This is a genomic window from Rhizobium sp. YS-1r, from assembly GCF_000757525.1.
In the GTDB taxonomy this organism is placed as follows: domain Bacteria; phylum Pseudomonadota; class Alphaproteobacteria; order Rhizobiales; family Rhizobiaceae; genus Neorhizobium; species Neorhizobium petrolearium.
In genome coordinates, this window is sequence record NZ_JPYQ01000013.1 from 232,536 (window position 1) to 249,572 (window position 17,037).

At 57.8% G+C, this 17,037-nt stretch carries 16 protein-coding genes; 8 read left to right on the forward strand and 8 right to left on the reverse strand.

The window, feature by feature from the left end:
* Positions 1-15 precede the first annotated feature (15 nt).
* The 3 genes from JL39_RS13105 to JL39_RS13115 all read right to left on the reverse strand — a co-directional run bounded on the left by JL39_RS13105 (position 16) and on the right by JL39_RS13115 (position 2,528).
* Positions 16-234, reverse strand: coding sequence for a hypothetical protein (locus JL39_RS13105; RefSeq protein ID WP_037150825.1), 219 nt, complete (start codon positions 232-234; stop codon positions 16-18).
* 29 nt (positions 235-263) lie between these two features.
* Positions 264-1,997, reverse strand: coding sequence for a hypothetical protein (locus JL39_RS13110; RefSeq protein WP_052182841.1), 1,734 nt, complete (start codon positions 1,995-1,997; stop codon positions 264-266).
* Positions 1,998-2,087: 90 nt separating this feature from the next.
* Positions 2,088-2,528 carry a helix-turn-helix transcriptional regulator gene (locus JL39_RS13115; protein WP_052182842.1) on the reverse strand — a complete coding sequence of 147 codons (441 nt, stop codon included), beginning with the start codon at positions 2,526-2,528 and terminating at the stop codon, positions 2,088-2,090.
* Between the two features lie 522 nt (positions 2,529-3,050).
* Here JL39_RS13115 and JL39_RS13120 point away from each other — a divergent pair.
* Positions 3,051-3,434: a hypothetical protein gene (locus JL39_RS13120; RefSeq protein WP_037150829.1), complete on the forward strand. Its 384-nt coding sequence runs from the start codon at positions 3,051-3,053 to the stop codon at positions 3,432-3,434.
* A gap of 128 nt (positions 3,435-3,562) precedes the next feature.
* Here the strand turns inward: JL39_RS13120 and JL39_RS13125 are convergent, their stop codons facing one another.
* The 5 genes from JL39_RS13125 to JL39_RS13145 all read right to left on the reverse strand — a co-directional run bounded on the left by JL39_RS13125 (position 3,563) and on the right by JL39_RS13145 (position 8,718).
* Complete coding sequence (locus JL39_RS13125; protein WP_037150831.1) at positions 3,563-4,324, reverse strand: ABC transporter ATP-binding protein; 762 nt, start codon at positions 4,322-4,324, stop codon at positions 3,563-3,565.
* Positions 4,321-5,310, reverse strand: a complete 990-nt coding sequence (locus JL39_RS13130; RefSeq protein ID WP_227705096.1) for an iron chelate uptake ABC transporter family permease subunit — start codon at positions 5,308-5,310, stop codon at positions 4,321-4,323. Before JL39_RS13130 ends, JL39_RS13125 begins: the two co-directional genes overlap by 4 nt.
* 47 nt (positions 5,311-5,357) lie before the next feature.
* Entirely contained in the window at positions 5,358-6,380 is a 1,023-nt protein-coding gene (locus tag JL39_RS13135) for an ABC transporter substrate-binding protein (RefSeq protein WP_037150996.1), read from the reverse strand.
* A 397-nt stretch (positions 6,381-6,777) separates the two neighbouring features.
* Positions 6,778-7,995, reverse strand: coding sequence for an MFS transporter (locus tag JL39_RS13140; protein WP_052182843.1), 1,218 nt, complete (start codon positions 7,993-7,995; stop codon positions 6,778-6,780).
* A 33-nt stretch (positions 7,996-8,028) separates the two neighbouring features.
* Complete coding sequence (locus JL39_RS13145) at positions 8,029-8,718, reverse strand: Crp/Fnr family transcriptional regulator (RefSeq protein ID WP_037150835.1); 690 nt, start codon at positions 8,716-8,718, stop codon at positions 8,029-8,031.
* A 376-nt stretch (positions 8,719-9,094) separates the two neighbouring features.
* Between JL39_RS13145 and JL39_RS13150 the strand changes: the two genes are divergently transcribed.
* From JL39_RS13150 to JL39_RS13180, 7 genes are all read left to right on the forward strand, one after another.
* Complete coding sequence (locus JL39_RS13150; RefSeq protein WP_210165752.1) at positions 9,095-9,940, forward strand: transporter; 846 nt, start codon at positions 9,095-9,097, stop codon at positions 9,938-9,940.
* Positions 9,941-9,988: 48 nt separating this feature from the next.
* On the forward strand, positions 9,989-10,780 hold the full coding sequence (locus tag JL39_RS13155; RefSeq protein ID WP_037151001.1) for a hypothetical protein: 792 nt from the start codon (positions 9,989-9,991) through the stop codon (positions 10,778-10,780).
* 51 nt (positions 10,781-10,831) lie between these two features.
* Positions 10,832-11,854, forward strand: a complete 1,023-nt coding sequence (locus JL39_RS13160; RefSeq protein ID WP_081952824.1) for a DUF1214 domain-containing protein — start codon at positions 10,832-10,834, stop codon at positions 11,852-11,854.
* A complete protein-coding gene (locus JL39_RS13165) occupies positions 11,851-13,215 on the forward strand; it encodes a DUF1254 domain-containing protein (RefSeq protein ID WP_037150836.1) in 1,365 nt (454 codons plus the stop codon). Before JL39_RS13160 ends, JL39_RS13165 begins: the two co-directional genes overlap by 4 nt.
* Before the next feature lie 223 nt (positions 13,216-13,438).
* Positions 13,439-14,650: an alpha/beta hydrolase gene (locus JL39_RS13170; protein ID WP_037150838.1), complete on the forward strand. Its 1,212-nt coding sequence runs from the start codon at positions 13,439-13,441 to the stop codon at positions 14,648-14,650.
* 458 nt (positions 14,651-15,108) lie between these two features.
* Positions 15,109-15,795, forward strand: a complete 687-nt coding sequence (locus JL39_RS13175) for an outer membrane protein (protein WP_037150839.1) — start codon at positions 15,109-15,111, stop codon at positions 15,793-15,795.
* Positions 15,796-15,827: 32 nt separating this feature from the next.
* Positions 15,828-17,015, forward strand: a complete 1,188-nt coding sequence (locus JL39_RS13180; protein ID WP_037150841.1) for a Hint domain-containing protein — start codon at positions 15,828-15,830, stop codon at positions 17,013-17,015.
* Positions 17,016-17,037: the final 22 nt, after the last annotated feature.

Consider the following 17,037-nt stretch of genomic DNA (forward strand, 5'->3'; position numbering starts at 1 on the left):
TGACGCACCTGCCACCTAGCCGTCGAAGACGCCGGAGAAAGCCTGTTCGGAGGAGGAGACCGCAACGGCCAGATTGACGTCCTTGACGATCGTCGCTCCGACATTTCGAAGATCGTTTGCCGAGGCCAGCGGTCCGGAAGCCGGCGGCTGCATAGGCTGAACGGTTCCCGCGTCGATGTCCGCGACATAGAGCTGATCGTCTTCGGGCAGGCCGATTATCACCACTCTTGCCATCTCTTACCCCCTTAGGTTTGGTATTAAAGTTAAAATCCAGCTTTAAGTAAGCCCTCGCGATAAAGGTCCTTTTGCCATTGCTCCTTCACCGGAAGCACGGAAAGCCATGTGTGGAGATCGAACTGCGGATTGAGCGCCTGAGCCTTGCGCCGATGGATACGCGCTTTTGCGGCATCACCCGCCATCGCGTAACTTGCCGCAAGCAATCGGCGGGCCGACGAAGAGTCGCCCATTCGATCAATATAGCTGATCGCCTGACGAAATTCGCCCAGGAAATAGCTGGCGCCGGCCGCAATCCAGAAGTAGTCGTCAGGGCAGATGGGATTGAGACGGATAGCCTTGCCGATCTTGGCCAAACCGTCGGCGGGCTTCGATGCATGAACCAGGGCATCGGCGTACCCGCAGATTGCGTCGGCGAGATGCGGGCTCAGTCCTTCCGCCCGATCGAATGCCTCCAGACTGCCGTCGACATCGCCAAGGTAGAGCTTTGATAGCCCAAGTTCTCGATGCGCCGATGCCAATTCCGGCTGAAGTACGATTGCCTTTTGGGCGACCTCTTCTGCTTTAACCAGCAGTTCTCTCTCCCCTTGAGCCGTCAACACCCATTCCCAGGAATAGGTACGCGACAGGCCCGCCAATGCTGGCGCGAAATCCGCGCGCGCTTTCAGCGTTCCCCTGAAGGCATTTCTGGCCCGGCGCAGGTCGGGGAGTGTGAACCTGTTGAGATGCTGTGCGCCTGCAAGATAGGAGCGGTAGACGTCGGGGTGAGCGCGGAAGTCGGCGAGCACCGGTTCGGTGCGTTGAAGATGATTGCTGATTGCATTGACGATCATCTGCGCAATTTGCTTGCGATGTGAAGCAAGTGAGCCGGGTTTGAGGCGAAAACGCTCTGCCCACAATACACTGTCGGATGGCAGGAAGATCATCTGAACAAAGAGACCCTCGCCACTGATGCTCGTATCGATCACATAGGAGATGGAATGTCTCTCCAACTGCGTGATCTTGTCCGCATCCTGCCGAATGCGGGCAGCCGTATAAGGGGCAACGACCGCGACCGTCCTTAAGGCGCACAGGCTTATCGTGATGTCTTCCATCAGTGCCCGGGCGGGATAAGCGGAGTTTTCCTGAGCCTCCTGGGGAGGAAGCAAAACCAGCCGGGGAAGTTCTATCAGTGTCGAAGGGGCGACGGCAACCTCTGCGGACAACTGGAATTCGGTCTGGCGTGTAGCGCGTGTCAAGGATCCGGTTCGCTCATCGTGACGATGCGCCCGAAGCAGCACCTCGCGAATAGCGGTATCATCCGGATAGCGCTCAAGTAGTTGTTTGGCACTATCCTTGACGCTGGCCCAATGCGACCGGAATGCCGCCGCGGCTTGCGCATCGAAGAACGCCACCCTGAAGTGCTCCCACTGGGCCGACTGTTGCTTCCCAACCCATGACTTTAGTCCGACGGGTAAGTTCGCCTCGTCTAGAAATTGATGCCTCATCAATTTCGATATCACGGTTAATCGCCGCAGCGGTTCAAGATCAGCGGAAAAGACGGAAAAGTCCGGGTCAATGGCTTCTGCCGACAGGCGTACAGTCGATGCCGTGAAATCCAGAGGAATGGGCCAGCCCTCCGCGGCGCATTTGCGGACACGCTCGATCATCTTGCGGAGGTTGATCTTCGCGGCACCCTGGTCGCCTGCCCAAAGCAGTCTCGCGAGATGATCACGAGGCAGTTCGAACTCACGGCTGGCCAGCATATAGACAACGGCAAACAACGCCTTTTGCGGTAGCGGGACTGTCCCTCGTTCGTCGTCGACAAGCCAAAGGCCGCCAAAAGTTACAAGCCGGAGCACCGGAATGATCCGTCAACGCGTCGCGTCTGGATCTGCGTGATCGTGATCCAACGGTGAGGGACGACCCAACGATTTGACCAGCTGAACAATGTTCTGGCGCAGCTTCGCATTTGCCACCCTTTGAAAGGCGATATTGAGCTCCATCCCCTCGCGGCTCATCAGGAACGCGGTCACCGCGTCTTCCTCTTGCATCACGGGTTTCCCGTCGACCAACGGCGAACCATTCGGGGCGTCCGCGAAGAAATAGCTGACGGGCACATCCAATAGGGTTGCAATGTTCTGGAGGCGACTGGCGCCGACCCGATTGCTTCCCTTTTCGTATTTCTGCACCTGCTGAAAAGTGATCCCCAGTCCATCGGCCAGTCTCTCTTGAGAGATCTTCAGCATCGTGCGCCTGAGCCGGATCCGTGATCCAACATGAATGTCAATGGGATTTGGTTTTTTCTGATCCATCACTGCAGCCCTCCGTCGCGATCACAAGAGTGATACAAACGTCACCTTCATTCAACTATTACTGGAGGTTCCATGGCTTGTGCCTGGCGCCTGAGCAACTGGAATAGCCGGTCTCGTGAGCTTCCGGGGACGTCGAGCGTGCTTGAGGGCAATATCTCCTGGCGATAAAGGCAGACATATCAATGCTTTGAATAAAGCCGCCCTGATTTTCTCGCGGCCGGAAATCCCCCTCGGTCATTTCGGTCATACCCTCCCAGAGTGTTTAAATCCTCCGTTGGAGACCGGTTTGATGACGAAGATGGATTGGTTGATGTTGGCGGTCGTAGCGATCCCCGTGATGCCCGCAATTTTAAAGGAAATTCGGCTTTGGTGGGAGGCAAGGCGGAGGAGCCGGCGGGGTGGCTCGCAGAGGCGCTTCGATCAACCATGACGCGGATGTATTTTGGTGCATGTCTTGCGGTGGACGCTTCCACTTCTGGCTGAATCGTGCTTTATCCTCCCGCGGGCAACATGGGGGACTACATGAAAATCTATATTATGCCGCTGGCGGTTGTGCTGGCGGTTTCTGGCTGCGCAAAAAGGCCTGACGCAATCGTGCCGGCCGACATTCCGATGGCGGCATATACCAATTTGTCATGCGAACAGCTTGGTCAGGAGATGATCAAGGAGCAAACGGCTCTGACAAGTGTATCCAAACAACAGCACGACGCCGCGACAGGCGATGCCTTTGGCGTTTTCCTCCTCGGCGTCCCGATGTCCTCGACGTTCGGCGGTGACAAGGAAGGGCAAGTGGCGGTTGCCAAGGGGAAAGTCCAGGCAATTCAGTCCGCGATGATGAGCAAGGGATGCAGTTCATCGCCGGTGCCGGTGAAGCCGGGTGCGGCGGCGAAGAAGGCAGCAACTTAATGCGCCGCCGCAGATAAGTCACGATTAACCTGGCTGTCTTTCAAGGCTGTCGGGGTTTCGTTCTCACCTCCAGCACGATCGGCGAACGCGACGCAATCTCTTTCACCTTGATACTTTGGGTGGGCTGCTCAGGGAAGATAGTGAATATGCGGCCGTGCGTGATGCGGTGAGGTCTCGACACGCGCATCTACCGCGAAAACGTCCCTTAAGACCGTCTCGGTCATGACTTTGTCGGGTGTGCCCGACGCAACGATCCTGCCGCGCTGCATGACGATCAATTCGTCGCAGAACATCGCTGCGTGATTGAGGTCGTGCAGAGCGATGATGCTGGTAATTGGTAGATCGGCGACAAGCCGCATGAGGCTGATCTGGTGTTGGATGTCGAGATGATTGGTCGGTTCATCGAGGATCAGCTCTTTTGGCGACTGTGCAAGAGCTCTGGCAATATGAGCGCGCTGCTTCTCGCCGCCGGACAGGCTCTGCCAGGGGGCATTTCGTTTATCGATCATACCGGCGCATTCAAGCGCTTGCTCGACAGCCTGGTCGTCAGCGAGTGTCCAGCCGGAAAACATCGAGCGGTGCGGAAAGCGTCCGAGTTTGACTACGTCAACGACCCTGAGGTTCGCGTTGGTCGTCGCATGCTGTTCGACGAAGGCGACGCGTTGCGCGATCGTGCGACGACCGATGCTGCCTATATCCTTCCCGTCGAGCGTGATCTCGCCGGAGTGCGGCCGCTTCAGGCCGGCGAGAAGCCGCAGGAGCGAGGTTTTACCGGACCCGTTCGGGCCAAGCAGGCCGAGCATCCTTCCCGGCCGTGCTTCGAAGGAAACGCGATCGAGAATAATCTTCTTGCCTATCTTCCAGACGAGGTCTTGGGTCCTGATGCTCATGATGCGCGCTGGAACCGGTACAGAATGACGGAAAAGAAGGGAACGCCTACGAGTGCGGTGACGACGCCGACCGGCAGGATCTGCTGAGGGACGAGTGCGCGCGAGGTTATGTCGGCGAGCACCATGAAGATAGCCCCCACGACGGCGCAGGCCGGAAGCAGCCGGCTATGGAGAGGCCCGACGACGAAGCGTGCCGCATGTGGCACCACCAATCCCACAAAACCGATCGAGCCGACCATGCTGACGATCGTCGCCGTCATCATCGCGGTCAGGGCGAAGAGCACAATGCGCGCCCGCCCGACATCGACGCCAAGTGAAGCGGCAGCCTCGTCGCCGAAGGCGAAGGCATCCAGAACCCGGGCATAGGCAAGGCAAGCGACAAGCCCGAGGCCGACGATGACCGAGACCAGCATGAATTCCGGCCACCGCACGCCACCGAAGCTGCCAAGCAACCAGAACATCACGTCGCGAGCCTGCTGAGCATTGCCAGACGTCGTCACGACATAGGACGTAGCGGCGTTGAACAACTGCGATGCGGCAACGCCGGCAAGGATTGTCCGGTCGGCGCCCCCGCGGGTTCCATTCGACAGGAGGGCCACAAAGAAGAAGGCGGCAAACGCCCCAGCAAAGGCCCCCGCCGACAACGAGACGGCCGCCGAGCCAACGCCAAGGATGACGATAGCGACGGCCCCGGTCGATGCGCCGGCGGAAATGCCCAGCACATAGGGTTCTGCGAGCGGATTGCGCAGCAGCGACTGCATGATCGCGCCAGAAAGCGCCAAGCCCGCGCCACAGAAGGCGGCAACGAGTGCGCGGCTGAGGCGATAATCCCAGATCACGGTCTCATGGATGCGGTTCAGTTCCACCGCCGTCCATCCCAGCCTGTTGGTGACGGCGGCGAACGTCGTGGCTAGTGGGATCGGCAGGTCGCCAATCCCGACACTGACACCTACGACAAATCCGATCGCCGCAAGGGAGGCCAGCAGGAGGGCACCAAAGACGGCAGCCTGCGGGGGAGGGCGGTGAGAGGCAGTCACTTGAGCAGACCGAGGGCCTTCAGCTGTTCGGCCACCTGCTCCGCACCGTATATCGTGCGGATCGTGGGGTTCATAGCCTGACCGTCCATGACGACGATCGCATTGTTCCGGACGGCCGGCATCTGGCTGACCGCGGGATCGCTGTTCAGGAACTTGATCTTGGCTTCTGGCTTGTCGAGTTCCCAGCGGTTGCGGTCGAGACTGGCGATGACGATGACGTCGGGATTGGCTGCAATGATGCTTTCCCAGCCAAGCGTCGGCCATTCGGCTTCCGCCATGATCGCATTCTTGCCGCCGAGAAGATCGGCGATGAAGCCCGATGCGGCATTCTTGCCGCCGAGATACGCGTCGGCTGTCGGTGACGGGCTGGAGAACCAGAAGACGTAGGAGAGTTTCTTCCCGTCCTTCGAGACGCCAGCGCGCAAGGTCGCCTCGCGCTTCTTGAAGTCGGCGATCAGATCCTGGCCGCGATCGGCGACATCGAAGATCTGCGACAGCTCGTCGATCTCCTTATAGAGCAGGTCCATGCTCCATAGCTGATCACGGCTGCCATATTGATCTTTTGCCTTTTCGGTGCTGAGGCAGGTACTGGGCGAGATGTAGCTGGGCACACCGACCTTGTCGAAGTCCTCGCGCTTTGCGACCTTGCTGGTCGGGCCGAGCAGGCTAGGGAGGGCTGCGGCGACGAAATCCGGGTTCTCGGCCAGAATCGCTTCGAAAGTCGGGAATTCGACAGTCAGGAGCTTGACCTTCGCATTGGCTGCGGCCAGTTGCGGAAGAACCTTGCTCGGCCAGAATGCCGTGCCAGCCATTTTGTCTTCCAGGCCGAGCAGCAGCATAATCTCGGCGCTGTTCTGGCCAAGTCCAATCGCCCGCTGCGGCGCCTTGTTGATCGTAACCTGGGCACCGCAATTGTCGAGCACCAGGGGATATTTCGTCGGCGTTGCTGAAGCTTCGGTTAAGGCAAAACCGAGCACGGCTGCGAGGCCAGCGGCAAGAAGAGGTCTGAACGCAGACACTTTCATGTTCCTATCAGTGGAGTTTTTAGTTGTGGTGCTGCGCCTATAACGTGAACGACCTGCTTGAACAAGACTGTTGAAGTCAAGTATTTGTTCCGCGACCTCCACTCCGTCGCACTTGCCGATGGTGTTCAGGATTGCTCTTAAAGGGGATACTGAGGGTATGAATGGTATGCTGGTATGTGGCGGCCATCAAGACTCTGACGATCACACCGCATGCAGCCCTTCGCCGTCGTCAACGGTTCCAACCGGTACGCTTCTCTAATGCTTCCAAGTGGTAGCTATTCGATGATTGCGCCAGTTGCAAAGTCTCTTCGGCGTCGAATCATGTCCGCGGCAGAATTTTATTGGCGCTGATGACAGTCCGTTGATGTCGCTGACATTTCCATACGTCCATCTAGGAAAATTCCGCAGATATTGTCGAGTTTGTCGCGGTAGATCTGCGTGAGATAGCCGCAACGAAACACGCCATCGCGAGCAAGGTTGTTGCCGCGAAAAACGGGATCTGTGGCGATATCCGGTGAAGGCCCGCGCCGGCGATTGGCCCGATTGCCTGTCCGAGGCCCTGTGCCAGGACGTTGACGCCAGCAACCTTGCCTTGGGCGCCGCGTCCGGTCTGCAAGCTAAGCGAAGCGAGATTGCCGGTCAACATCAGGCCCAGACCAATGCCGAGCAGGATCAACGTGGCGAAAATCCCTGAATACGTTGTCACAAACGTGCAGATCAACATGGCAATGGCCGCCGTGATCGCTCCGACCCCCAGCAATCGAGTGGCCTTCCAACGGAAGACGCGAACCGCGCATGCCTGCACCACGATCATGGCAAGCGCCGTCGCCATCAGCGCTGCGCCTCCGCGGGCGATCGACTCCTCAACCGTGAAGCCTAGCGAATCCTGCAAGCGGAGCGCCGTCACCTGTTGCAGGATGCTGTAGGCAGAAATCGACGCCAGCGTGATCGCCAGGAACGGCCATATCTGGCCAAGCGGCAGGCGGGCATCTGAAATCGTCATTGACGCCGTGCGGACAGGTTCCTTGGCCAGGAGCATGCTCAACAGTGCAATGGCGGCCAGCATCGCGATGACGGCGAAAGCCAGGGCCGGATTGCCTGCTGCAACTCGCCAGGCGAGCGCTGCCCCGGCGATAGCGCCAACGCCAATAGCTGCTCCGAGGGTGCCCATGCCACCTGCACGTTGCGCTGGAGTGGTAATGTCGGCCATGTAGGCTTGCGCTGCGGGCAAGATGCCGCTGGTGACCAAGGTTTGAGTTGCGCGGACGAGGGCTATCAATATAAGCGCCACGAAAACGCTCAAAACACCTGACAGTCGAAAATAGACGATTACTCCAAATCCCATGGAGCCCAACGTCGCGCCAGCAAGAGCCGTCAACAGAACTGGACGGCGCCCGACACGTTCACTGAGGTAGCCCCATGCAGGTGCTGATACCATTATCAGCAAAGCAGACAGGCTGAGTATGCCACCGATATGGAGGTCCGCGAAGCCCAGACGCCGGCCCAGCGGAGGAAGGACGACAAGAAGGAAGGATTGCCCGGTGGTAAAGACCGCCAAGCTTAGAAAGAGTGCCGCTTGTGTCCTGAATGTCTGAGATTCAACGTTCAAAGTTTCCCCCAGCGAGCGTTATTCCATGGTCTATTATTCAGAACCGTCGCCTTCCGAGAACTGTCGCAGCGCCTGCGGATTGACGACGGTGATGGATCGGTAGGTGTAGTCGACCCAACCAGCGGCAACGAAACGCTGCATTGCGATGTTGACCTGCTGCCGTGAAGCATTCGCCATGACGCCAAGATCGCTCTGAGACAGGCCGATAGGCATGTCGCCGAGCCAGCCAGCCCGTTGAAGCACCGATGCGATCCTGCGCCCCACATCGCGCTTTTGCAAATCGTGGACGATGCGGAGCAGAACATCAACGGTGAATACAGTGTTCATTCCAATCGCACGCGATACGCCAGGATCGCGTGCCGCCATCTGCTCAAGGGCGTCGAGTGGCACATGCATCATCCAAGCGCCACCAAGGGCCTTCAACTCGACCCTGCGTGGCTGGCCGGTCAAGAAGGGGCCTTCACCTGTCCACGCACCCGGCATCCCGAGATGGATCAGCCGGGGGGTCGCGTCAGGTGGCGCTGAATTGATGGTAAGGGAGCCGGCGACTAGCCCATACATGCCACCGACCGGATCGCCGTATCGGTATATGATCTGGTTGGCAGTGAACTTTTGCAAATGCGCGTTACGCAGCAGCTCCGTCCTAAAGGTCTCGCTCATGCTCGCGAGCCAGGCGCCTTGGGCCATGACTTCTTCCGCCTTCTTTCGCGTCAGATCCAGCATGATTTCCTCCACATTGCCAAGATCCGGACAGAATAGATGTCACCGATCAGCTACAAAGCACTCGAGAATACGCGCTTGCATCACGGTCGCAAAATAAAGCAGCCGGGGAATGCCGGTGATGATATACTTGTCCGAATTTTCTAAGAATGTCCGAATCCGGACAATTTGATGTCGGCGAATATGCAATCTGGGCCCGTCGATGATGAATTGTCATGGTGTGGCGCAAGCATTGATTTGTAGAGAAGAAATCGAAGCCCGCTTAGATCGCGACACACCATTACAGTCAGGAAATAGCGCGGACCTCCTTTGAGCTTCGCGAGATCTTCCTACCAATTCTCGCCGACCAAAATATGCCAAAGAACTTTTGGGGCGGAAGATGAATTCTGGAATGTCGGGACATTCACCCTTCGTGAATCGCAAGTACAGCGGCGGTGAACTCGCGTTTATTTCCCTTTTTTTTCTATTCGTCAGCTTCCCTTGCGGCAATGCCGCGGCGCAGGCAACTGCGGACGACCGTTCGCAGAAACTGGCCAATCCACCTGCAAATCTGACCCGCGTTCCGCTCCAAAACAACGTCGATTTCGGCGCAGGCGTCAACGGCCACGGTTTTGCTTATACGTTGAATATCCAGCCGGTCATGCCGCTCGAGCTGACTGAAGACTGGAACCTGATTACGCGCACCATAATTCCCATCGGCTACCGCGATTATCTGCCCGGCGCAGATGTCTCGGGTCTGGGTGACGTCAATGCGAGCTTCTTCTTTTCGCCCAAGGGTCCAGGACCCGGCGGACTGATCAGGGGTGCTGGCCCCGTTGCTTTACTGCCGACAGCCACGGACGACTTCCTCGGAGCAGGAATATTTGGCCTTGGATCGACAGCCGTCGGTCTTGTTCAGCAGGGGCCTTGGATGGTCGGAGCACTGGCCAACCATATCTGGTCGATCGCAGGACCGAATGATCGGCCCGACGTCAGCGTCAATCTCCTGCCGCCCTTCGCATCTCATAATTTCGGCGGTGGAAGGTCGGTCTCCCTCAGCGTCGACGCCAACCATGACGGGAACAACGAACAACGGATTGTTCCGGTCAATTTCGGCGGCTCCCAGATTTTCACCTTGGGTTTTCAGGCCATGAGCTCCCAGATCGGAGGACGGTACTACGCCGGCGTACCGTCGGACAGCCCGGAATGGGGGCGGACCACGCTCGCATTCCTGTTCCCGAAATAAATGCGGGGCCGGATCGAGATTGATATTTGTTGGCAGAGGGACCAGTCAATGAAAGTCCATAGAATATTCACGGCGATGGTACTGATCAGTGCGTCCGCGGGTTCGGCCGCAAGTGCTGCGGACCTTCAGCAGCCGTTTATCATCCCCGAGGCTAAGCCGGCTGTAAGTGACGGCTGGACCTTTGCGGTGAGCCCCTATTTCTGGGGCGCCGGCATCTCTGGCGATGTCGGGCAGTTCGGTCTGCCGGCCGTTCATCTTGAATCCGATTTCGGCGACATTCTGAAGGATCTCGACTTCGGGTTCATGGCGGTTGGCGAAGCGCGTTACGATCGGTTCAGCATCTTCGGCGATGTCATCTACACCAAGGTATCGTCGGGGGCATCCACGCCGCTCGGCATCGTCGCAGAACGGGTCGACGCCACGTCGGAGACGTTCACTGGACTTGTCGGTGCGGGTTATGCCGTCTTCCAGGATGGCCCCAGCAACATCGACGTCGTCGCCGGCGCGCGCGTCTGGCACGCGAGCACGGAGATCTCGTTTTCCGGCGGTCTTCTGGGCGGCGTTTCAGCCAAAGACAGCGCCACCTGGGTCGACGCGATGGCGGGTGTGCGCGGCCGGTACTTCCTGACGGACAATCTCTATCTCAGCGCCTGGGCATTGGTGGGGGCCGGGCAGGCAGACCTCGACTGGGATCTCGCTGCCGGCATCGGCTACCAGTTCAATGACAGGATCTCGGCCGTCGCCGGCTATCGCGCACTAGGCGTCGATTACAGCAACGACGGTTTTGTTTTCGACGTGGTGCAGCAAGGCCCGATTCTCGGCCTGGTCGTGCGCTTCTGACCGTTCGTCGATCAATCCGCTTCTTTACAGAACTAGCTTTGGAGGACTTCCATGTTTCTTGCAAGATTGAGCTTTTCGACAATTGCGGCGGCGGCACTGCTTCATGCGTTGCCGGCTGCAGCCGATCCAATCCTCGTCAACAGCGACAACTTCGTGCGCGCTGAGAGCGACCTCTACTTCTCCGGCATCGCTGCGAACGGAGGCTTCGCCAAGTTCGACCATACGCGCGAAATGGCGCCGCTTGACAAGCAGACGGTCATCCGCCTGAACCGCGACACACTTTATTCTTCCGCCGTGTTCGATCTGGATGCAGGACCAGTGACGATCAACGTGCCGGATACCGGAAGCCGGTTCGTGTCGCTTCTTATAATCGACCAGGACCACTATGCCCATGGCGTATATTACGGCGCTGGTTCGTACACCTTGACGCGCAAGGACATAGGGACCCGCTATGTCGTGGCTGCCTTCCGCTTTTTTGCTGATCCCAACAACTCGGAAGACATGAAGAAGGTTCATGCGCTTCAGGATGCGGTTACGGTCAAGCAGACGGCAGAGGGTCGTTTCGAGATTCCCGAGTGGGACGGCAAAAGCCGGGACAAGACCCGCCGCGCGCTCCTGGATCTCGGCGCGCTGCTCCCGGACACAGCGAAGATGTTCGGATCACGCGACGAGGTGGATCCGGTCCGGCATCTGATCGGAGCAGCGCTCGGATGGGGAGGAAACCCGGACAAGGAAGCGCTCTACCTCAACGTGACGCCGGAAAAGAACGATGGCAGGAGCATCTATCGGCTGACTGTCAAGGATGTTCCCGTAAAAGATTTCTGGTCGGTCACGGTCTACAACAAGGACGGCTTCTTCACGCCGAACGAGTTGAATGCCTACTCGCTGAACGACGTGACCGCGCAGAAGAGCACGGATGGCTCGATCACGATCCAGTTCGGAGGCTGCGACGGCAAGATCGCCAACTGTCTGCCGACGCCTGAAGGCTGGAACTACATGGTCCGCCTGTATCGGCCCGAGACGCAAATTCTCGACGGAAGCTGGAAATTCCCCGTTTTGGAGGAAGTGAAATGAAACGTCGCACTTTTTTGCAAGGCACCACCGCATTGATGGTGCTGCCGTCACTTCCGGCTTTCGCGCAGGATGACATCAGGGCGGCCGCCCGTGAAGCGTATATCTACACATATCCGATGGTGAAGAACTACCTCACCATGTATCAATACGCGCTGGAACCGGGCGGTAGCCAATACAAGGGGCCACTCAACACTCTGGTCAGCATCGCCAGGGTCTACACGCCTGAAGATACGGCAATCATCACGCCGAATTCCGACACGCCCTATTCCTTCATCGTCTTCGATCTGAGGGCTGAGCCCGTCGTGGTGACGATGCCGCCGATCGAGAAGGACCGCTACTATTCGCTGCAACTCATCGACCTCTACACCAATAATGTCGACTATCCGGGAACGCGGGTCGACGGCAATGGAGGCGGTGATTTTCTGATCACCGGCCCCGGCTGGAAGGGCGATATACCGAAGAGCATCAAGCGCGTGATCGAAATGCCGACCACGCTTGCCATGGGCATCGTCAGGACGCAGCTTTTCTCGCCAGTTGATCTCGACAAGGTGAAGGAGATCCAGGCAGGCTACAAGGCCGCGCTCCTGTCGGCCTATGCGGGAATGCCGGCTCCGGCCGCTCCTCCGTCCGTCGACTGGATGCCTGTCTCGGACGAGCTGATGGTCACGAACTACTGGCCGCTTGCTGCCTTCCTGCTGCAGTTCGCTCCCCCTTATCCGGGTGATGATGCACAGCGGAAACATCTTGACAAGCTCGCCGTACGGGGCGGGGCGGCATGGCCTCCGCAGGATCTGTTACCGGATACCGTTACGCTGATGAAAGAAGTCGCCGTTACGACAGAACGGGAAATCCGCGACGTCGCCGCTGGGCTGACCGATTCATCCAAGATATTCGGTACACCCGAGTTCATGAAAGGCCAATACATGACACGCGCCGCTGCGGCGCAAGGCGGCATCTACGGTAACTCCGTGCAGGAGGCGCTTTATGTAATCTATGCCTTCGACGCACAGAAAGCGCCACTCGACGGTAAGACAGGAAGATACACTCTGACCTTCACCCCCGAGACGCTTCCACCGGTTGATGCCTTTTGGTCGCTGACCATGTATGACAGGCCCAAGCAGTTCCTTGTCGACAACCCCATCAACCGTTACCTGATCAACTCGCCGATGCTTGCCGGACTCAAGAAGAGCGACAAGGGCGAGATCGTCCTCCACCTGCAGCACGAAAGCCCAGGACCGGAGCTGGAATCGAACTGGCTCCCCGCCCCGGCCGAAATCTTCTATGCGGTCATGAGGCTCTATCTGCCCAGGGCGGAGGCGCTGGACGGCCGTTGGAAGCCGCCGGCGGTCGAAACGCTTTAGTCGCAAGGCCAAGACGCTCCCTTGACCAGCGGCCGGTTCCAGGCCTCCTTGAAGGCGTTGGGGTGGCCTTCGCTTCCACCCCAACCTGCCGTCCAAGGTTAGCATCAGTAGCGCTTTTAATTCGTGGTCCGCGGCGAGCTCGACGGTTCGAAGCACGCCGCGCGAACCTTCTTGCTCAAAACCTGGGTCACCGGATCGTGGGTGGCTCCTCGACGGAGTGGCCATGCACAAGGCGCTTTTCCTCGGTATCTTGCTTACTCTTTCAAGCTGCGGCCATCCCCTCGGTGTCATGCAACCCGTCAAGCTGGCCGCAAATTCCCAGAAAACATCCCAGGTGGAGATGCTGGTCGCGACTAACCGTCAGCCTTCTGGTGACCCGGAGACACTGTTTAACGGCGAGCGCAGCCCGAAGCCGTATCTGACGGAGGTCGCCGTTTCCATCCCGCAGGAGAGAAAGCAGGGCGCTGTGCAGTGGCCTCGGCAACTGCCGCCGAACCCGGCCAGCGAATTCGCGGTTATGAAGGTCAAGCAGGTCGAGACCCTCTCCGAGGCAACTACATGGTTTAGGCAGAACATGGCAGGCGGTCATGCTCTGGTCTTCGTTCACGGATATAACAATCGATATCAGGATTCTGTTTTCCGCCTGGCCCAAATTGTCCATGACAGCCGCATGCAGGCCACCCCGATCCTTTTCACCTGGCCATCGCGGGCTCAACTGATGGCGTATGAATATGACAAGGAGAGTGCCAACTACTCCCGCACGGCCTTGGAGCAATCACTGCAAGTTCTGGCATCGAACCCAGATGTCAAGGACATTACCATCCTTGCCCACTCGATGGGAACGTGGCTCACGATGGAAGCACTGCGTCAGATGGGCATCCGCAACGGTCGCGTGAATCCGAAAATTGCCAATGTCATCCTTGCTTCGCCCGATATCGACATACAGGTTTTTGCGAAGCAGTTCGTCGAGATGGGGCCACACACCGCGAAATTCACGATTTTCGTATCACAAGACGACAAAGCGCTCGCGGTTTCCAGCTTCCTTACCGGCAAGGTGCAGCGTCTTGGCGCGGTCAATCCGGCAGAAGAAGTCTACCGCTCGAAATTTGAGAAGGCAGGCATTACCGTCGTTGATTTGACGAAGCTCGATACCAGCGATCGCCTCAATCACGGGAAATTTGCGGAAAGTCCGCAAATCGTCCAGCTCATTGGCGAGCGGCTGATGAAGGGACAGACGCTGACGGATTCCAACGTGACCTTGGGAGATGGGGTGGCAGCGGTCATCGGAGGCACGGCACGCACGATCGGCGCCGTTGCGGCAACAACAATCTCCGCACCATTAAATGCCGTGGAGAAGCGGCAACAAGCTTCACCGCTGCCGGATATCGCTCAAACGCTCACTGAAGCGCCCGATTCCAAACCTCTCATCGATTGACTCCCCGCCATCAACGATATCTGCGTCGGGTTGATGAGCGGCACGGCTCACCGTCCATCGCCGGTCTGCGTGGAAAGTGGTTATTGCATTGGCCGAGAGGCTAAGTCTCCGACCTGACGGGCCGCTGGTCATTCTGTTCAGGCGGGCGATAAGGCGATCATCGAAAGCGAGACAGACCTCGTTACGACGCAATTGACACGATATCGGCTCCCGCGAGTTCCTAATCCGTCAACAGAAACCGGATCCAGTCCGTTTTCTATGATTCGGCTCCGACGCATGCGATTTATGTATAAAACAATACGAAATGCGACTGTTTTGTACATATAAAGTATAATTTATGCTAAAAATTATTTCTAGATTCAATTTACACGCATTGATGTCGATATATTATGAGATCCGCCAATCTATTTAATGCGTTGGCCGCAAGTTTAACTTTCATTGGAGGGGTGTAGGTGTATATGAAGTGCATTGTCACGGCTCTTGTACTGACGATAGGGGCAGCAGGAGAGGGGTATGCTGCAGATCCCGCAGTAGTGAACCCTCCCTCTGAACCGCCTGTTCGGCCTGTATTTTCCTGGACCGGATTCTATCTCGGGGCGAATGCCAGTGGAGGCTTTGCCGGTGACGACAAGGTGGGTCTTCATTCAGGGGACGTGCATATCGGTGATTTCGGTTCGGTGGATGTCTCAGGCTTCGCAGGTGGGGGGCAGATCGGCTACAATTTCCAGTTCGACAACAACTGGGTCGTTGGGATCGAGGTTGATTTCCAAGGGGCGGACATCAGCGACTCCGTGACGGAGAGCGGCCTGCATACGTCTTCCAAAATCGATTGGTACGGCACCCTTCGACCCCGTGTCGGCTACGCCGTTGACCGAACGCTCTTCTACGGCACGGGCGGTCTCGCCTACGGACACATCGACTACAAGACCTCCTTCGGAGGGGTGACGCTGATCGATGACGACAAGACCAGTGTCGGTTGGGCTCTCGGTGCCGGCGTCGAGCACGCATTCACCGACCATCTGACTGCGAAGTTCGAATACCAATACGTGAAATTCGACAAGTTCGATGCTGAAGGAGACGCTTTCTGGACAAGGGCAACTCCCGACTTCCACAGCATTCGAGTGGGTCTGAACTACAAATTCTGAAAACCGCATCACTGTAAAAAGAGGGTAGTAGCATGGCTTTGATTAATATTGATCTGCTTGACCAGGGCACGACGGTCATCGATTCCAGCAACTGGGACAGTGCCGACACGCTCCAGCTTTCGCTCGTTTCCAGCGGCACGCTGGTTGTCGACGGCGTCGATGTCAACCTGACCAGCATTGTCGGGGGTGGCCTTCTGTCGAACACGACGATCCAGGCCATCAATGGAGCGAACGTCGTCGTAGACTCGGGTCTTGCGGGCGTCCAGGCAGGTTCGAGCTTCACCTATTCCATCGGTGCGAATTCCAGCATTGAAGTGCAGGCAAGCACGCTCAATCTCGGCCTTTTGAACGGCGTTACGGTAGATTTCGCGAGTTCCGGCGGAACCGGCTTGTTCACTTATGATTCGGGGTTGATCAACCTGAACCTTTCGACCCCGCCGAATGTCATCAATGTCGGCGCCGGCGACCGGATCGAGGTCGTTGGTTCCAACTATGTCGGTCAGATCGGAAATGTCGTGACGTTCTACTCAGATCCGCTGCACCTCCTCCCGGTGGGCTCCTACTCGATCCCGGATGGCGTTACATACAACTACGATGGCGGCGCCGACACTTTGACGTTTACCAGTTGCTTCCTGCGCGGCACCTATATCCGGACCCCGGAAGGAGAAGTGCCTGTCGAAGAACTGCGGGTTGGCGATCTTGTCGTGACCTATAACGGCGAGGGCGTGTCGGAAATCAAGTGGGTTGGTCGCCGCATGCTCGACCCGAAGGCACTGGACAAGCCGCGCGATACGATGCCGATCCGCATCAAGGCAGGTGCGATCGCCGAGAATGTTCCCGAACGGGATCTGCTTGTCTCCCCGGACCACTGCATGTTCTTCGAGGATTCGCTCATTCCGGCGAAATTCCTGGTCAACGGTACGACCATCACTCAGGATACGATGCTGACCCCGTTCGAGTATTTCCATATCGAACTTGAACGTCATAACATCATTCTTGCTGAAGGCGCGCTTACCGAGACCTATCTCGATCTCGGAGGTCGCGTCGCCTTCCTTGAGCCGGGTGTTCTGCGCTTTGGCGCACTGACTGCTACGCGCTCCTGGAACGACTGGTGCTATCCGCCGGTCTATGCCGGGGGTGTCCTCGAAAAGGTACGCCACTCCCTTACCCAGCGTGCTGCAGAACTGGGGTACATCGTTGAAGAGGCTAAGGCCTCCTAATTGCGGCGCGGGGAGAGGTGGG